This window comes from Pseudomonas sp. LBUM1671 (assembly GCF_059695685.1).
On sequence record NZ_CP166782.1, the window covers coordinates 825108 to 842941 of the forward strand.

The window sequence follows — 17834 nt, forward strand, 5'->3', positions numbered from 1 at the left end:
GAGAAAAACTGATGCAAGCAATTCGTAATCTGAGCCTGGCTCTGGCAGTCCTGTTCGTCGCCGGTTGCGCGAGCTTCACCGGCGACACCAGCCCGAACCTTGCGCGTAATGCGAAGTGGGGCACCGTGCCGATGATCAACTATTCGCAAACCCCGCAAGCCGGTGAACGCGCCGAGCAGATTTTGCTCAGCGTGCTCAGCAGCCATGGTCTGCAACCACGGGTTTACCCGGTCAGCACTCAGGGCGAACAAGCGCTGATGGACGACAACGAACGCCTGGCTGGCGCCCTCGACTGGGCACGGGATCAGAAGCTTGATTACGTGGTCGCCGGCAGCGTTGAAGAGTGGCAGTACAAGAACGGTCTGGACGGCGAACCGGCCGTGGGCATCAGCCTGCGCGTGCTCGAAGCCAGCAGCGGTCGTGTGCTCTGGAGCAAAAGCGGCGCGCGTGCGGGCTGGTCCCGTGAAAGCCTCGCCGGCACCGCGCAAACGGTGCTCGACACACTTGTTGGCGCCCTTCGGTTCGAGTGAATGCAATGAATTCTCCTCACATGGATTACACCCTCGCGCCGCGTGCCAGCGGCCCGGTGTCTTGGCTGGAAACGCTGTTGGTCACCGGCGCGGCGATCGGCCTGGGCTTGTGGCTGACCCCGCAAGACCCGTTGCAAATGCACGCCGGTTTCCCTTGGCCGGTGCTGGCGCCGCTGCTGTTGGGTGTGCGTTATGGTTTTGTGCGTGGCCTGCTCAGCGCCAGCCTGTTGGTGGCGGCACTGTTTGCGCTGCGCTATAGCGGGCATGAAGCCTACGCGCAGCTTGATCCGTCGTTTATTGTCGGCGTGCTGGTCAGCGGCATGCTGGTGGGCGAGGTTCGCGATCTGTGGGAGCGGCGCTTGCAGCGTCTGCAGATGGCCAACGATTACCGCCAGTATCGACTCGACGAATTCACCCGAGCGCACCAGATTTTGCGGGTCTCCCACGACCTGCTGGAGCAGCGCGTGGCGGGCAGCGATCAGAGCCTGCGCAGTTCGTTGCTGGGTTTGCGCGACAAGCTGCGGGTGATGCCGGATGAAGGTGATGCACTGGCCGTGTTGGCCGATCCGATCGTGGCCATGCTGGGTCAGTACGGCGCGTTGCGTGTGGCCGGTCTGTATCGCGTCGATGAGCGCGAAGAAAACGTGTTGCCCGAAGCCTTGGCGACCATCGGCGTCATGGGGCCTTTGGGCACCGAAGACGGTCTGGTCAAGCTGTGCCTGGAGCGCGGTGAACTGGTCAGCGTGCGTCAGGAACTGATTGATGCCGGCAGCTCGGCGCAGTTCTCGTCGTTGCAGGCCTGCATTCCGCTGATCGATGCCGAAGGTCGTTTGCTGGCGATCCTGGCGGTGCGGCAGATGCCGTTCTTCGCGTTTCAGGATCGTACGCTGAGCCTGTTGGCGTTGCTCGCTGGGCACATTGCCGATCTGCTGCGCCGCGACCCGCAAGTGCTGCAACTGGCCGACGCCGATGCGCAGCAGTTCACCCTGCAACTCAAGCGTTCGCTGGTGGATGTCGAGCAGCACAAACTGGCGGCCGGCCTTTTCGCCTTTGAGATGACCCGTCCCAACGATGAGCTGTCGCGTCTGTTCGAACGCAGCCAGCGTGGCCTCGACCTGCAATTGCCGCTGCGTAACAACCGCGATCATCAGCTGTTGCTGGTGCTGTTGCCGTTGACCAGTCCGCAAGGCACCGAAGGTTATCTGGCGCGGATGAACCTGATGCTGCACGAACACTTTGGCATTGAAAGCAGCCTCGACAGCCTCGGCGTGCGCGTGTTGCCGTTCAACCTGGAGCCTGGCTGTGAACGCAACGGGCTGCGTAATTTCCTGTTCAACGAGTGTGGCCTGAATGATCAGCAAGTGGCTGTTTAGCGGAGCCTTGTTGTTAGAGGCGGGCAGTTGGGCCAGCTTGTGGCTCGCGGCGCCTGAGTTACAACAATTGCTGGTGTTCACCCTCAGCCATGGCTTGGCGTGCGTGATGTTGTGCGCGGCCGTGTGGCTGTTGCTGCCGGCGCGCTACCGTTCGCCGCTGCCGTGGAGCCCGCTGTTTATCTTCAGTCTGGCGTTCTTCGTGCCGGTGCTCGGCGCGGTCGGCGTAGTGGCGGCGATCTTCCCGGCGCTGTACCTGCCGCGCAAACGCGACAAGCAAGCGTGGCAAGCGGTGGGCATCCCGAAACTGCCGTTTCGGGCGCAGTTGCAACTGCACTCGCCGATCTTCGCCGATGGCGGTTTGCAGGACGTGTTGCGTCATGCGCCGGACCCGGATCAGCGTCTGGCCGCCCTGTTGGCCACGCGCCGCATGCCCGGCAAAGAAGCGGTGCCGATCCTCAAACTGGCCCTCGGTGACCCGAGTGACGACGTGCGGCTGCTGGCGTATTCGATGCTCGACAAGCAGGAAAGCGACATCAACCTGCACATCCAGATCGCGCTCGGCGAACTGGCCGGTGCCACTGCCAAAGCGGCGGGTGCGCTGCACGGCCGGCTGGCGCGCTGGTATTGGGAGCTGGCGTATCTGGGCCTGGCGCAAGGCAGTGTGCTCGATCACGTGCTCACGCAGGCCAGTGAACATGCCGAGCAAGGTTTAAAAGCGGGCGAGGGCGGTGAACTGTTCTTGCTGGCCGGGCGCATCGCTCTGGAACGTGGTGACGTCGAGCGTGCCGAAGTGCTGCTCAGTCAGGCGCAAGAGAACGGCATGGGCGCCGCGCAGGTGCTGCCATTTCGCGCCGAGCTGGCGTTTGAGGCCGGTCGTTACCACGAAATTCCCGGACTGCTCGCACGCCTTCCCGAGGAAACCCGTCAGCGGCCGCCATTCGCCGCATTGGTCAGGAGCTGGACATGAGTCACAAGGAACAGGCACCGGTTGCCGACATCTGTCTGCTGCTCGAAGGCACCTGGCCTTACGTGCGCGGCGGCGTTTCCAGTTGGATTCACCAGATGATCCTCGGCCTGCCGGAACTGACCTTTTCGGTGATGTTCATCGGCGGCCAGCGTCAGGCCTATCCGTCCCGGCGTTACGAAGTGCCGGCGAACGTGCTGCACATCGAAGAAGTGTTCCTCGAAGATGCGACCCATCCGACCGACAGGCTGGTGGAGCCCCGCGAGGCTGATGAACAGCAGTTGCAGGATTTGTATCGCTTCCTGCATCACCCGGACGCGCCAGACCCCGCGCTGGGCGAGCGCTTGCTCGACTGCATCGCCCAGGGCCGCATGACCCTCGACGATGTGCTGCGCAGTCGCGCCAGTTGGGAGTCGTTGAGCGAAGGCTATCGTCAGCATTGCGCCGACCCGTCCTTCGTCAATTATTTCTGGACCCTGCGCGCGATGCAGTCGCCGTTGCTGATGCTCGCCGAAGCCGCGCAACGGATGCCGAAAGCGCGGGTGCTGCATTCGATTTCTACCGGGTATGCGGGTTTCCTCGGCTGCATCCTCAAGCAGCGCTGGAACTGCACCTATTTGCTCAGCGAGCACGGAATCTACACCAAGGAACGCAAGATCGACCTGGCCCAGGCCAGTTGGATCGCCGAGAGTTCCGGCCAGGCGCTGAACCGCAGCCTCGACGCCGGCTCGGGTTACATCCGCACGTTGTGGGTACGTTTCTTCGAGCGCATCGGCCAGCTGACGTACAACAGCGCCGACAACATCATCGCGCTCTACGACGGTAACCGTCAGCGCCAGATCAAGGATGGCGCCCTCGCGGCCCGCACCCAAGTCATTCCGAACGGCATCGACTTGCCGGTGTGGACCGCAGCGCTGGAATCCCGCGCCCACGGCATTGCGCCTGTGGTCGGTTTGATCGGCCGCGTAGTGCCGATCAAGGACGTAAAAACCTTTCTGCGGGCGATGCGCGGCGTGATCAGCGCCATGCCGCAAGCCGAAGGCTGGATCGTCGGCCCGGAAGAGGAAGACCCGGAATACGTCAGCGAATGCCGCAGCCTGATGGCCAGTCTGGGCCTGGAAGGCAAGGTGCATTTCCTCGGCTTCCAGCGCATTCAGGACATCCTGCCGAAACTCGGCCTGATGGTGCTGACCTCGATCAGTGAAGCGCAGCCGCTGGTGATCCTCGAAGCCTGGGCCGCCGGTACACCGGTGGTCAGCAGCGACGTGGGGTCATGCCGCGAGTTGATCGAAGGCGGCAGCTTTGATGACCGCGACCTCGGGCACGCCGGCAAAGTGGTGGCGATTGCCGATCCACAAGCCACGTGCGCCGCGATCCTTGAACTGTTGCGCAGCCCGCGACGCTGGCAGGCCGCCCAGGCCAGTGGCTTGTTGCGGGTCAATCGTTATTACACCGAAGCCTTGATGCTGCAGCGTTACCGCGACCTGTATCAAGCCGCCATGGAGAACAGCTAAATGGCCGGTATTGGCTTTGAACTGCGAAAAATCCTTTCGCGCGATTCCTACACGGCGACCTTGCACGCCTACGTCTACGCCGGGCTGATCAGCTCCGGGCCGTGGGTCTTGTCGATCATCAGCGTGATGCTGGTGGGCATCATCAGCATCGGCCTGCTGCTGCCGAACATGCTGGTCGGGCAGTTCCTGGTGACGGTGACGTACCTGATGGCCTCCTCGTTGATCCTGACGGGCGGCTTGCAGTTGTTCTTCACGCGCTTCGTCTCCGACCGCTTGTTCGAGCACAAGTACGATCAGATCCTGCCCAACCTCTTGGGCGTGTTGTTGCTGGTCACCCTCGGCGCCGGGGTGTTGGGCATTGTGGTGCTGGGCTTGCTGTTCGACGAGCCGCTGATTTACCGCGTGCTGGTGTTGGCGAACTTTGTGGTGTTGTGCAACTTGTGGCTGGTGATCATCTTCCTCTCGGGGATGAAGGCCTATAACCGCATCCTGCTGGTGATGCTGGTGGGTTACACGCTGATGGTCGCGAGCGCCTACCTGCTGAGCTTTTTGCAGATGCCGGGCTTGCTGCTGGCGCTGTTGATCGGGCACAGCACGCTGCTGTTCCTGTTCCTCTACGACATCCTGCGCGAGTACCGCGCCGAGAAACTGATCGCCTTCGATTTCCTCGACCGGCGCAACGTTTTCCTCAGCCTGCTGGCCACCGGCTTCTTCTACAACCTGGGGATCTGGATCGACAAATTCATGTTCTGGTTCAACCCCGGCACCTCCAACGAAATCGTCGGCCCGCTGCGCGCCTCGATCCTTTACGACCTGCCGATCTTCCTCGCGTACCTGGCGATCATCCCCGGCATGGCGGTGTTCCTGGTGCGCATCGAGACTGATTTTGCGGAGTGGTACGACCGCTTGTTCCGGGCGATCCGCGAAGGCGAAACCCTGCAACACATCGGGCAATTGAAAACCGAAATGACCTTGTCGATCCGCCAAGGTCTGCTGGAAATCTGTAAGGTCCAGGGGCTGACGGCGGTGCTGTTATTCCTGTTCGCACCGCGCCTGCTGGAATGGCTGGGCATCTCCAGTTATTACCTGCCGCTGTTCTACATCGACCTGATCGGTGTGAGCATTCAAGTGGTGTTCATGGCGTTGCTCAACGTGTTCTTCTACCTCGACAAACGCACCGTGGTGCTGGAGCTGTGCGTGCTGTTCGCGGTGTTGAACGCGATGCTGACGCTGTTCAGCATGTACCTGGGGCCAAGCTTCTTCGGGTACGGGTTTACGCTGTCGTTGCTGATTTGTGTATTGCTGGGTTTACACAGGCTTTCGACGGCGTTGGAAGATCTGGAGTACGACACGTTCATGTTGTCTCGCTGACGTTACGGTCAGACAAAAAAGGCACTGGCGATGATCGCCAGTGCCTTTTTTTTGTCCGACTGACGTCACTTGTGAGTCGAATTTACGCTGCTAGGCTTGTTCAGTCGGTCCATTCCGGCATGCTCAAAAACTGCTTCAGACTGTAGAACGTTGTACGCGGGAACCCATGTTTTTCTACTGGAGGTTTTCCCATGAGACTGCAGCTATTCAACGCAGCGATCATTGTCGCCAGCATGGCGGCCACCGGCTTGTCTCTCGTCGGTGAAGCAGCGTCCACATCCGCTTCACAACCCGACAAGACACAACCCGTCAACGCGGTAAAACAGCAGATCAAGCTCACCCGCATCACCCCCGAGTATTGGCGCGTCACCTTCCACAATCCGCCGTACAACATCTATGGCCCCGAGACCATGCCGCAGCTGAATGAGGTCGTCACGGCCATCGAGACCGATCCGAAAGTGGTGGTCGTAGTCTTCGACAGTGATGTTCCGGACTTCTTCCTCACTCACTACGACTTTGTCCCGCCGCTGACCGACACCACCAGCCTCCCCAACGGCCCGACCGGCCTGCCGCCATTGCCTGACATGCTGGTTCGTTTGAGCAAGGCGCCGGTGGTCTCGATCGTGTCGATCCGCGGTCGTGCCACTGGCGTTGGCAGCGAGTTGGCACTGGCCAGCGACATGCGCTTCGCCAGCCGCGAAAAAGCCATCCTCTCGCAATGGGAAATCGGCGCCGCCCTGGTGCCGGGCGGCGGCCCGATGGCGCGCCTGCCACGGCTGATGGGCCGCGGGCGCGCGCTGGAAGTGCTGCTCACCGGCAACGACATCAATGGCGAACTCGCCGAGCGTTACGGCTACGTCAATCGCGCGCTACCTGACGCCGAACTCGATAAATTCGTCGACACCATGGCCCGACGCATCGCCCGGTTCGACAAACAATCGATCACCGACATCAAGCGTCTGGTCGACGCCGCCAGTCTGCCACCCAATGAAGCCATCGCCGCCGAATGGGAGGGTTTCATCGGCTCGGTCAAACGCCCGGCAGCGCAGCAACGCATCACCCAACTGATGGAGCTTGGCCTGCAGAAAAAAGCCGACGTCGAAAAACGCCTGGCGCACTACACCGGCACCTTGGGCGAGGCCTCGAAATGACCTCGCGGTTGTTCAATCCTGATCAGGAGTCACTGTCATGAGTGCAGCACTGGAAACCGTTCTCTACACCGCCAAAACCCACACCGTCGGCGGCCGCACCGGCACCGGCAAATCCAGCGACGGCGAACTGGACGTCAAATTCAGCTCCCCCGGCTCGGGCAAACCCGGCACCAATCCGGAGCAACTGTTTGCGCTGGGCTATTCCGCCTGCTTCATCGGCGCCATACAGGTGGCGGCGGGCAAGATGAAAATCAAATTACCGGAAGACACGTCGGTGGATGCCGAAGTGGACCTGGGTAAAACCGCCAGCGGGGACTTTCAGCTGGCGGTCAGGTTAAACGTCAACTTTCCTGGATTGGAGGAGGGCGTGAAACGGGAGCTGGCTGACGCGGCGCATCAGCTCTGCCCGTATTCGCGGATGACGCGGGGGCATGTGTCGGTGGATTTGAAAGTAGTCTAAAAACATCATCAATCCTGTAGGAGCGAGGCTTGCCCGCGAAGGCGGCGTGTCATTCAGAGATGATGTCGACTGACACGTCGCCTTCGCGGGCAAGCCTCGCTCCTACAGGGGGATCAACTGCGTGGCGCAGATTTCGGCACGACAACGTTATCCAGCATCCGATTCACCGCCAGTTCCGCCAGCATCACAATCTGCTGAATCGCCATCGCCGTGTGCCGATGCGGCCCTTCCAGATACCCCGCAAAATCACCCGCCATCACACTGGCCTGGGCCAACGATTCACAGGTATGGGCGAGCAGGTCTTCGTCCTTGATATCCGGTGCAACGAGAAACATCGTGCTCGGTTTGCGGGAAACGGGGGATTTCAGGGCGGAGGGATTGAGGTAGTGATCGAGCGCGCGGTCGGCGGCGTCGTGGAGTTTTTTGGAGTCGAGGGATTCGTAGGGGGAAACGTCGTCCGGGGCGGGCGGGTTTGGTGTTTCTTTGATCATGGCAATCGTCCTTTTAAGTCTTTGGAGCTGCCACTCTTCCGATTCCACTCGAATAGGTGGCAACTGTGCGCGGGGTGGAAAAACCGAGATAAACGGACAAAACCCGGCAGACCCGAAGGTCTCCCACGCACAGCCGCCATAACTTGAACCTGCGGCCGAAAAAAAGCGCCACAGTATGCCATGGGGGCATGTTTGTTTATCTTCGGGTTTCCACACCCGATCGCTGATGTGCAGCGACCGACAAAGCCTATCCACTCACCTTCCTACCCGACAACCGCCGGGACTTGTCGGAAACCTCCCCGGAAATCATGGCGTCTGTAGGATCAGGGCGAGATTTGTTGTTTAAAAGAACCCCTTCAATCCCGGCGCTTCTTACAAGACCAGAACCTAGTTCGAAGCCCCAACCCCAAACTTCAACCCACCCCAATTCCAGCCCTTCGACTGCTTCGCATAGCAACCAGCCTGATTCTTGGGCTCGGGATCACAGGCAATCCGCCCGGTCTTGTTGGTGTCGCTGGTGCGGTCGTTGTAATGCGCACAACCGGACGTCAGGGAAAGGATTAACGCGGCAATCAATACTTTGAATTTCATGACAGCGCCCTTGCGGGTGGACCGCCAGCGTAGGCCGGTCATGTTTAAGCACAAATCACCAACCCCCAGATGCAACAAAACCCGCACTTGGCAGGTTCTGTTTGCTTTGGATTGCAGTGTGGTCCGGGTTAGGTCATCCCATGCGGTGCTTAACTTTTTCGACTATCGATGCCGTGTCAAGAATTGATGGCGCGACATCGTTGGCTGCCGACATCAGCCGCGAGGCATCTTTTTTTGGCAGTTCGTAAAAGTCGCTGCACACAATAATTGAGTCAAATTTGACTCCGACCTGTTTGAGATGAAGCAACGTAATCGTCGTCAAGCGAGCCTTGTCCTTCCCGTTTACGCCGAAGAGAAACACAGGCTTGCCATCGGTTTTTATCCGGAAATCAACTGCGTAATCTTCCCCGCCATAGATCTCTGGGACGTAACCTTCCTGGATGATTTCCTTGGGAACAAACGAATACAACAACTCTCGCAGATCGTGAGTAAATGTCGAACCCACTCGACTTTTAGTCCAGAGGGCGATGTCCTCGACTCTGCTCAGACCTTGGCCCAGAGCGAAAATACCTCGAGAAAGCTTGTCAGCAGGAACATCGATATAGATTTCGCCGTCGTCCTCGAACAAGCCGCTTTCGGCCAAAATCGATTCGTAAAGCTTCGCCCTTGGACCTGTCAGCAGTTTGGCTAAGTCATTTTCATAGCTAAGCCGCATCATCGTGTTGGCCGCATCGGATACGCGCCACCCTCCATTCTTTCGACTCAGGTAGGCGGTAAAGCAATCCCCATCCCGAGCGGTAAGTGGGATCGATACAGTCAGCAAGTCGCCCCGCTCACTGATCACCACGTCCTCGCAGAACGCGGTGCATAGCGATTTTCGTAGTGCTGCCAAGTCGTTCATTCGAAGAGAGGTATCTGGAGTGAGTGATCATCTGCCTTGGAGTCTAGCTCCAGGCCAGTGATGTTGCAGTCAGAGAGCAAGCATGTCAAAGCACCACCGAGGTCTTTGTACCGTGTGGTCGTCTCGGCGTATCTATCGACCTTACCGAGCTCCATATAGCGCTCTGTTGCCAGATGGATGTGACAGAGGTTTCGGATTTCTTCATCGCCCTCCAGTGGGTTGCGATGAACGTGGTAGCCGCCGTTGTACCGAGTCAGCGTGATCCCTTTGTCGCCAGGTCTTGGATAAAACGTCAGGCCACAGGAAAAAGCGTCCGGATCTATCTGGTTCTGTCGTATGTAGAGTTCAAATGCGTGAGTCCCATCAGATGACTGCAGGGTGTAGTTGAATCTCAGCGACTTTTTGAACAGCGTTGGTTTGGCATCTGGATTTTTTACCACCTTATCCATAGTGAGGAGATGCCCAATCAAAGCATCGCTGAGTAGCGTCATCTGAAAGTCCCTATCTGCTTATGAATCCAAACTCGTGCCTATTGATCCTGGCCGCGTCATTCGGCTGATACCGGACAATCAGGGATTTTTCTCCCACAAGTATGCGGGCGGTGCCCAAAGCCTACGGACAGGCCTTCCCACTCGGCAACCGTCAAACCCTGTCGGAAACATCCCCTAAATAAAGAAGCCTGTAGGACCTCTCTTACCCTAAGCCTAGTTCGAAGCCCCAACCCCAAACTTCAACCCACCCCTATTCCAGCCCTTCGACTGCTTCGTATAGCAGCCGGCCTGATTCCTGGGCTCGGCATCACAGGCAATCCGCCCGGTTTTATTGGTGTCGGTGGTGCGGTCGTTGTAGTGCGCACAACCGGACGTCAGGGAAAGGGTCAACGCGGCAATCAGTACTTTGAATTTCATGGCGGCATCCTTGCGGGTAGATCGCCAGCATAGGTCTGGTTGTGTTTAACCACAAATCACCAACCCCCAGATGCAACAAAACCCGCACTTGGCGGGTTTTGTCTTGCTTCGTATTTGGTGGAGCCGGGGGGATTTGAACCCCCGTCCGCCAGTACTCCGCTGTCGGTACTACATGCGTAGCCGTTTCTATTAAGTTAACCCTCAGCGACCCGAAGGGCAGGGTGCTTTGGGCGAGTTGTGTAAGTTTTAGCCGCTTCGTCCACAACGTACTGCACGGCGATTCTGTTCTATATGACAATCACTTTGGGTTTACAGACATCCCCTGATGATTGCTGGACCCGAAGGTACCAGGAGGGAAGGGCTAAGGCTGCTTACGCAGCGAGAGCGTATTCCCCGTAGGTTTCGTCATTGGCAACTATAGAAAGTTGCAACAGTGGATTTACGAGTTCTGTTACCAACTCGGCATGCACCTAAAGTTTCGCAACCGGCGTCGAATCCTAAACGGCCCCGAGCCTGTTGCTCGGTGAATCAAAGTGAGCAACAAGCCTGCGCAGTGTACGCCAACACGCGTGAGAAGGCCAACCCGAAGGTTGGCCGCGAGTGGTTATGGGTTGGGTTTGTTGCTCAGTTTGTCAGCGCCAATGCCTGGATGGCCTCGGTGGCGCATTTTTTGTCGTCCCCGGCGGCTTTTGAAGTTTTGGCGCTGGCCAGCAGTCTTTTGATCTCCGGTGCGTTGGTGGAGGTCGCTGGTAGCGCATTCACTTTGGCTTCGAGCTCCTGCAGTTTGCTCGTACAAAGGTCGTTGTCCGCTGCAAATACGGGAGAGGCCAACATTGCAGCAGAGATGAACAAACCAGCGAGTGCGGTACGTTTCATGGATATCTCCTTGTACTGATGGTCTCGGTGCTGCCGTATGAGCGGGCGGCTCGGGCGAGTCCGAAAAGTAAGCCACGATTGATGAGGGCTTACCTAAAAGACTACGACGCCGCGCAGAAATTCGGTTTTTTCAGAAAGGCTATGAAAAGACTGTTTGATAGTCGATAGGAGCAGTGGCGCTAAAAAATTGGGGGCAATTGCCTCTGTCTCGCACGCATGACCCATCCTCCGATGCAACAAACCCGCACTTGGCGGGTTTGTTTTGGGGCGAGTTGTGTAAGTTTTAGCCGCTTAAACCGGCGTCGAATCCTAAACGGCTCCGAGCCTGTTGCTCGGTGATTGAAAAGTAAGCAACAAGCCTGCGCTGTGTACGCCACCGCAGTGGATAAGGCCAACCCGAAGGTTGGCCTGGTCACACGGGATTACTTGTTGGTTGGGTTGCGCGTTTGAATTTTCTCAAGCAAACCGCTAGTGATTCCAACGCACCCCTTGTCGTCCCCTGCGGCTTGGGCTGCTTTTGCTTTGTCCAAGTCGGCTTGTACGTTGTCCTTGGCGTTTTCTGATGTGGCGGGATCAGAGTCCAGTACCTGCTGAATTTGGCTCATGTTTTGTTTGCAAAGGTCTTTATCTGCCGCAAACACCGGCGAGGCCAACAGTGCGGCGGTGATGAACAATCCAGCAATTGCAGAGTGCTTCATGGGTATCTCCTTGCGCATGAGGGCTCGGTGCTGCCGGTGAAGTAGGCTGCTGGCCGAGGTGGTTATAAGCCCGTTCACAGGGCTTAGCTAAATGACTATAGCCGCATGCTGGAGTTCGGTTTTTTTTTGAAGGAGTGTCGAGAAGTTTGGCGCAACGGCAGTGCATGAAAAAGGGGCGAAGTCGCCCCATTTTCACCAAAGTACCCTCAAGCGGGACGCACTTGCGTCACACGATCCACCAAGTAAACCAAGCCGTGATAGTCGATCCCGCCATGTTGGCTCAGGCCGATTTCGCAGGTGCGGCTGGTGGAAATGCCTTCTGCGCAGAACTGCACGGCGTCTTTCAGGCTGCGCAGTGAGTGAGCGTTCAGTTCGGGAGTGGTGAAGCCCTTGTCCCCGGCAAACCCGCAACAGTGAATGCCCTCGGGAATGACCACGGTGTTGCTGCACTTACGCGCCAGATCAATCAGCGCCTGACTCTCGCCAAGGTGCTGGGTGCTGCAAGTGACGTGCACCGCGATCGGCGCTTCCTGCGGTGTGAAATCCAGGCGATCCATCAAATGCGTACGGATGAATCGCACCGGGTCGTAAAGGTCGAGTCGGACTTCGCCCAAATCCTGAACCAGCCGTAACGTGCACGGGCTGGTGTCGCAATAGATCGGGTCAAGCCCACCGCGACTGGCGTGCAGCAACGCGCCGATCAGTTCCTGGCGTTTGTGTTCGGCCTGTTCGGCGTAGCCCTTGGAGGCAAACGGCTGACCGCAGCAGAGGCTGTCCTGATTGTCCGGAAAGACTACCTGGTAACCGGCCTTTTCCAGCAGCCCACGGGTTTTGTCGTACAACGACATCTGCTCTTTATCACCCGCCGCCGGGCCCATGACTCGCGAGACACAGGCCGCCAGATAGACCACGCGGGGGCGCTCGTCCGATACGACCGGGCTGAAGCGAATGGCTTTTTCCGGCTGCGGCATGGCGTTGGTCCATTGCGGGACCTGGCCTTTGGACAACTTGGTCAGCGTTGCCGACAGCTTGGCCAGACGCGGCGCGCCCAGCAGCATCCGCGCGCCGTTGGCCACATGCAGGGTGAAGCGCGCGCCTTGCAATGCGGTGGCGAAATTTCCTTCAAGCCAGTTGGCGGTTTTCGTATGCGTCGCCTTACGGCTGCGGAGCTTTTTCACCAGCTCGCCGGTGTTGATGCCTACAGGGCAACGTTGCGCACATAACCCTGTGGCGGCACAGGTGTCGATGCCTTGATATTCGTAAGCAGCTTCAAGCTCGGAGGTGTCGACGCCTGCGCGTTTCTTCGCCTGGATATCCCGCCAGATCACGATGCGCTGGCGCGGGCTCAGGGTCAGTCCTTTCGACGGGCACACCGGTTCGCAGAAACCGCACTCGATGCACTTATCCACAATCTCATCGGCGGCCGGCAGCGGTTTCAGGTGCTTGAGGTGGATCTGCGGATCCTCGCTGAGCACCACGTCCGGGTTGAGAATGCCGTTGGGATCGAGGAGGCGTTTGAGCTGCCACATCAACTGGTAGGCATCGCTACCCCATTCCAGTTCGACGAAGGGCGCCATGTTGCGGCCGGTGCCGTGTTCGGCCTTCAGCGAACCGCCGAATTCCACTGCCACCAATTGCGCCACGTCGTCCATGAACGCCTGGTAGCGTGCGACTTCATCCGGGTTGTTGAAGCCTTGGGTGAAGACGAAGTGCAGATTGCCTTCCAGCGCGTGTCCGAAAAGAATCGCTTCGTCGTAGTGATGTTTGTCGAACAGCTCGATCAGGCGATTCACGCCGATGGCCAGTTGTTCCACCGGGAAGGTCACGTCTTCGATGATCACCGTGGTGCCGGTTTTGCGCACCGCGCCGACAGCGGGGAAGGTGTCTTTGCGGATCGCCCAAAGCCGTGCGTTTTCTACCGGGTCCTCGGTGAAGTCGACTTGTTTCTCCACGGGGAACGAGGTCAACGACGCCATGATCTGCGCCAGTTGTTCCTGTAGCAAAGTGGACGATGCGGCGCGGGACTCGATCAGCAGCGCGCAGGCATTGTTCGACAGCTGTTGTACGAAAGCCGGCATGCCGGGTTTGTCCTGCACCGAACGCAGGCTGCGACGGTCCAGCAGTTCGACGGCGGACACCGGCTGGCTTTTCAGCACGGTGACGGCGTTGCAGCAGGTTTCCACATCCGGGAATACGATCAGTGCCGAAGCCTTGTTCGGGTGGTCGATGACCGTGTCGTAGGTCACCGCGCTGATGAAGCCGAGCGTGCCTTCGGAACCCACCAACAAGTGGCTCAAGATATCCACAGGCTCGTCGAAATCCACCAAGGCATTGAGAGACAGGCCGGTGGTATTTTTCAGACGGTATTTGTGGCGGATTCTTGCGGCCAGTTCGGCATTGGCGCGGGTTTCGCGACCCAAGGTCGCCAGACGCTCGAGCAGCGAAGCATGGCTCTGGCGAAAGGCTGCGACGCTCGCTGGATCCTCGGTATCGAGACGGCTGCCATCAGCCAGCACCAGGCGAATGCCGGCCAGCGTGTGGTAGGTGTTCTGCGCGGTGCCGCAGCACATGCCGCTGGCATTGTTGGCAACGATGCCGCCGATTTTGCAGGCGTTGATCGAGGCCGGGTCCGGGCCGATCTTGCGCCCAAAAGGCGCCAGCCAAGCGTTGGCCTGCGCGCCGATCACGCCCGGTTGCAGGCGGATTTGCGTGCCTTGGCCGCGGATGTCGCGACCGTTCCAGTTATCCCCAAGCACGATCAGCACCGAGTCGCTGATGGCTTGGCCGGACAGGCTGGTGCCGGCAGCGCGGAAGGTCACCGGGACCTGATCCCGTTGCGCCAGTTTGAGCAGCGCGACCACTTCGTCTTCGGACTCGACGCGGATCACCAGTTTCGGAATCAGCCGATAAAAACTGGCGTCGGTGCCGAAGGCCAATGTCGACAGCGGGTCGTCGAAACGTCGCTCTTGGGGAATCAATTGCTGCGCATCTCGCAGGAAAGCCGCGGGTAGACTCATTGGTCCTCCAGAATCAAAACCACCAGGTCTTTCGGACCGTGCGCGCCGTAGGCCAGGACTTGCTCGATGTCAGCGGTTTTCGACGGACCGGACACCAGCAAGGCGTTGGTGGGCATGCCCTGGGCCCAGTCGTATTCCTGTTGCACTTGATAGAAGTTGTCGCGGATTTCACTGGCCTTGAGCAGGGCAAAATGCACCGGCGGTACCAGGCTCATCAGGCGCGGTTCTTCCCGCGTCGGCCAGAGAATCAGGCTACCTGTCGCGGCGATGGCGCCGAGGGTGGTGGTCAGGCTGGCTGGGGTGTCGTTGAACAGCTCGGCTTTCCATTCTTCAACCGGGCGGTCGTAGGACTTGAGTGTCGGCAGACCCGGATTGTTCGCCCAGTGTTGAGTGACACATTGCCCATGAGGCGTCGTCGGTGCGATCAACAGACTCGGCAATTGGCGGTCCCACAGCAACTGTGCGAGCAGCGCCGGCCAATCTGCGCCGGACGTCAGATGGATTTCGGTGTGCACCGCTTCCATCAGCTTGCGCAGTTGCGGGATGCGTTGTTCGGCGGTGTAGGTATAAGGCGCAGTCACCAGCTCGACGTCGAATTCATCGGGCACGGGCGTGGTGCCTGTCAGACTTTTCCGTAACTTGGCGAGGATGTTTTGCTTGGCGCTCATCAACGATCTCCCTGTTTGGCCAGATGCTCGCGGGCCATGTCATGCAGTGAGCGGGCAGCGGGTTTCGGTGCGCTGTGGTTTTGCGTCCACGGGCCAACATTACTCGGTGCCAGGGCGCGCAGCCGTGTGGCGAAAAAGCCGAACAGACGATACAGCGTCGGCGAGCTGTTGAGCCTGGCCCAGGCGCTCCAGATAAAACGTTCCTTGCGCGAATACTTGCTGCCCTGGCCGCGCATGACTTGATGCGGACTGTCCGGGGCTTTGACGTTCTCTTCCCGCAGGCGACGCAGCAGGGCCGGGATCGGAATTTTTACCGGGCACACTTCACCGCAAGCACCGCACAGCGACGACGCGCTCGGATGGTCCGGGACGTTCGCCAGGCCGACCATGTGCGGGGTGATGATTTTTCCGATAGGCCCAGGGTAAACCTCCCCATAGGCGTGACCGCCGATTCGAGTGTAGACCGGGCAATGATTCATACACGCGCCGCAGCGGATGCAGTTCAGGGTCTGGCGCAATTCACTGTCGGCGAAGGCCTGACTGCGACCGTTGTCGAGCAATACCAGGTGCACTTCCTGCGGGCCGTCGAGTTCATGTTCCTTGCGCGGGCCGGAGATCATGTTGACGTAGGTGGTGATCGGCTGGCCGAGGGCCGAGCGGGTCAACAGTGATAGCAGCGGCACCACGTCGCGCAGGTTTTCCACGACTTTTTCGATACCGGTCACGGCGATGTGTACCGGCGGCACCGTGGTGGTCATGCGACCGTTGCCTTCGTTTTCCACCAGCAGCAGGGTGCCGGTTTCGGCCACGGCGAAGTTGACGCCGGAGACGCCGATGTCCGCTTCGAAGAATTTCTGTCGCAAGACTTTGCGACCGATCTGAATGAGTTGGTCAACGTCCTTGGTGTACTCCACGCCAAGTTTGTCGTGGAACAAGGACGCGACCTGACCGGCATTCTTGTGGATCGCCGGCATAATAATGTGTGAAGGCTTCTCGTGGTCGAGCTGGACGATGTACTCCCCCATGTCCGACTCCAGGCATTCAATGCCTTGAGCCTCGAGGACATGGTTCATCTCCATCTCTTCGCTGACCATCGATTTGCCCTTGATCACTTGCCGCCCCTCGTGAGCGCGGATGATCGAGAGGACGATGCCATTGGCTTCGTCCACCGTTTCCGCCCAGTGCACTGTCACACCGTTGCGGGTCAGGTTCTGTTCAAGCTGCTCGAGCAGGTCGGGCAGCTTGGATAACGCTCGGGCGCGGACAGCATTGCCCAGCGCGCGCAAATGTTCTCTTTCGTGGGCATCGCTGAAGGACGCTGCCCGTTTGGTCATCAGAGAATCCATCGCAGTGCGAAAGTTATTTCGCAGTTGCTGGTCACCCAACGCCTTGTGAGCCCGGGTGCGGAAATCTTCTTCTACGGCAACCGTAGGAATAATTGCGGAAGCGTTCATAGAACACCTCCGGTTCGCTGCCAAAGGAAACTGGCCAGGTGTTGGCCGCGCAACGCTTCCTTCTGTTTCTCCAGCGAGCCGTTGATGTTCATCAGGCAACCGCAATCGGCACTGAGTACCTGGTGCGCGCCCGATTCCTTCAACGACCGGGTCTTGTCAGCCACCATCGCGCCGGAAATGTCTGGCATACGGACGCTGAAAGTCCCACCGAAGCCACAGCATTCACTTTCGTGGCTGTGGTCGACTCGCTCCACGTTGCTCAGTTGTGACAACAACTCGCGACCGTGCAGGTGGGTGTTCATCTCACGACGCGCCGAACACGAGGTGTGCAACGCCACTTTCACCGGCTCACCGCTGTCCTTGAGCTGCACCTTGCAGACAAACAGCAGGAACTCGGCCAGTTCATAGGTCCGGGCAGCCAGTACCTGAACCTGTTTCAGCGTGTGCGGCTCGTCCTTGAACAAGTCGGCATAGTGTTCGCGCAACATCCCGGCACACGATCCCGACGGCACCACCACCGGGTAATCCCCGGCGAACAGCGCCAGTTGCGAGCGCGCCACGGTCCTTGCCTGCTCGGTGTAACCCGAGGTGTAGGCCGGTTGTCCACAGCAGCTCTGCCCTTGCGGGTACTCGACCCGAATGCCTTCGCGCTCCAGCAAGTGGATCGCATCCATCCCGGCTTCGGGGTAGAACAAATCCACCACGCAGGTCCCGAACAGGTAGACCCGTGACGGTTTCTCGCTGGGGTATTGCCGAGGCAATGGCAGTGGCGGGGCCACGCGGGTCGCGTTCGGCACGGCGTTGTAAAAAAGCTCGCTCATCAGGCGTGTCTCCGGGTGGTCCCGGTTATCCGTCCGCTGAGGCTGC

General features: G+C 59.1%; 18 protein-coding genes and 1 other RNA gene. 7 read left to right on the plus strand and 12 right to left on the minus strand.

Features of this window, described 5'->3' with window-relative positions:
* The first annotated feature begins 11 nt into the window (after positions 1 to 11).
* From ACA060_RS03615 to ACA060_RS03645, 7 genes are all read left to right on the plus strand, one after another.
* A complete protein-coding gene (locus ACA060_RS03615) occupies positions 12 to 530 on the plus strand; it encodes a penicillin-binding protein activator LpoB (protein WP_109627884.1) in 519 nt (172 codons plus the stop codon).
* A 5-nt stretch (positions 531 to 535) separates the two neighbouring features.
* Entirely contained in the window at positions 536 to 1903 is a 1368-nt protein-coding gene (locus ACA060_RS03620; protein WP_497315487.1) for a PelD GGDEF domain-containing protein, read from the plus strand.
* Entirely contained in the window at positions 1881 to 2870 is a 990-nt protein-coding gene (locus ACA060_RS03625) for a HEAT repeat domain-containing protein (RefSeq protein ID WP_109627886.1), read from the plus strand. Before ACA060_RS03620 ends, ACA060_RS03625 begins: the two co-directional genes overlap by 23 nt.
* Positions 2867 to 4381, plus strand: a complete 1515-nt coding sequence (gene pelF / locus ACA060_RS03630) for a GT4 family glycosyltransferase PelF (RefSeq protein ID WP_497315489.1) — start codon at positions 2867 to 2869, stop codon at positions 4379 to 4381. Before ACA060_RS03625 ends, pelF begins: the two co-directional genes overlap by 4 nt.
* A complete protein-coding gene (gene pelG / locus ACA060_RS03635; RefSeq protein WP_497315491.1) occupies positions 4382 to 5752 on the plus strand; it encodes an exopolysaccharide Pel transporter PelG in 1371 nt (456 codons plus the stop codon). It abuts the gene before it with no gap.
* A gap of 191 nt (positions 5753 to 5943) precedes the next feature.
* Complete coding sequence (locus ACA060_RS03640) at positions 5944 to 6903, plus strand: enoyl-CoA hydratase/isomerase family protein (protein WP_497315493.1); 960 nt, start codon at positions 5944 to 5946, stop codon at positions 6901 to 6903.
* A 37-nt stretch (positions 6904 to 6940) separates the two neighbouring features.
* Complete coding sequence (locus tag ACA060_RS03645; protein ID WP_497315495.1) at positions 6941 to 7363, plus strand: organic hydroperoxide resistance protein; 423 nt, start codon at positions 6941 to 6943, stop codon at positions 7361 to 7363.
* Between the two features lie 113 nt (positions 7364 to 7476).
* Here the strand turns inward: ACA060_RS03645 and ACA060_RS03650 are convergent, their stop codons facing one another.
* From ACA060_RS03650 to ACA060_RS03705, 12 genes are all read right to left on the minus strand, one after another.
* On the minus strand, positions 7477 to 7854 hold the full coding sequence (locus tag ACA060_RS03650; RefSeq protein WP_109627889.1) for a DUF6124 family protein: 378 nt from the start codon (positions 7852 to 7854) through the stop codon (positions 7477 to 7479).
* Between the two features lie 387 nt (positions 7855 to 8241).
* Complete coding sequence (locus tag ACA060_RS03655; RefSeq protein ID WP_497315497.1) at positions 8242 to 8445, minus strand: hypothetical protein; 204 nt, start codon at positions 8443 to 8445, stop codon at positions 8242 to 8244.
* Positions 8446 to 8578: 133 nt separating this feature from the next.
* Positions 8579 to 9346 carry a DUF1828 domain-containing protein gene (locus ACA060_RS03660; RefSeq protein ID WP_497315499.1) on the minus strand — a complete coding sequence of 256 codons (768 nt, stop codon included), beginning with the start codon at positions 9344 to 9346 and terminating at the stop codon, positions 8579 to 8581.
* Positions 9343 to 9837: a DUF6978 family protein gene (locus tag ACA060_RS03665; protein ID WP_497315501.1), complete on the minus strand. Its 495-nt coding sequence runs from the start codon at positions 9835 to 9837 to the stop codon at positions 9343 to 9345. Before ACA060_RS03665 ends, ACA060_RS03660 begins: the two co-directional genes overlap by 4 nt.
* A 213-nt stretch (positions 9838 to 10050) precedes the next feature.
* The gene (locus ACA060_RS03670; protein WP_497315503.1) at positions 10051 to 10254 is read right to left on the minus strand and encodes a hypothetical protein; all 204 of its coding nucleotides are present in this window, start codon (positions 10252 to 10254) and stop codon (positions 10051 to 10053) included.
* A 115-nt stretch (positions 10255 to 10369) separates the two neighbouring features.
* Positions 10370 to 10763, minus strand: a transfer-messenger RNA (tmRNA) gene (ssrA, locus tag ACA060_RS03675).
* Between the two features lie 115 nt (positions 10764 to 10878).
* Complete coding sequence (locus tag ACA060_RS03680) at positions 10879 to 11130, minus strand: PA2433 domain-containing protein (protein WP_056741045.1); 252 nt, start codon at positions 11128 to 11130, stop codon at positions 10879 to 10881.
* A gap of 422 nt (positions 11131 to 11552) precedes the next feature.
* Positions 11553 to 11828, minus strand: a complete 276-nt coding sequence (locus tag ACA060_RS03685) for a PA2433 domain-containing protein (protein ID WP_109627891.1) — start codon at positions 11826 to 11828, stop codon at positions 11553 to 11555.
* 206 nt (positions 11829 to 12034) lie between these two features.
* Positions 12035 to 14845 (minus strand): FAD-binding and (Fe-S)-binding domain-containing protein, encoded by a 2811-nt coding sequence (locus ACA060_RS03690; protein ID WP_497315506.1) that lies wholly within the window; start codon positions 14843 to 14845, stop codon positions 12035 to 12037.
* The gene (locus ACA060_RS03695; RefSeq protein ID WP_497315508.1) at positions 14842 to 15513 is read right to left on the minus strand and encodes a LutC/YkgG family protein; all 672 of its coding nucleotides are present in this window, start codon (positions 15511 to 15513) and stop codon (positions 14842 to 14844) included. Before ACA060_RS03695 ends, ACA060_RS03690 begins: the two co-directional genes overlap by 4 nt.
* A complete protein-coding gene (locus ACA060_RS03700) occupies positions 15513 to 16967 on the minus strand; it encodes a LutB/LldF family L-lactate oxidation iron-sulfur protein (RefSeq protein WP_497315510.1) in 1455 nt (484 codons plus the stop codon). Before ACA060_RS03700 ends, ACA060_RS03695 begins: the two co-directional genes overlap by 1 nt.
* Entirely contained in the window at positions 16964 to 17788 is an 825-nt protein-coding gene (locus tag ACA060_RS03705; RefSeq protein WP_497315512.1) for a (Fe-S)-binding protein, read from the minus strand. The genes ACA060_RS03700 and ACA060_RS03705 overlap by 4 nt, the downstream gene beginning before the upstream one ends.
* Positions 17789 to 17834 lie beyond the last annotated feature (46 nt).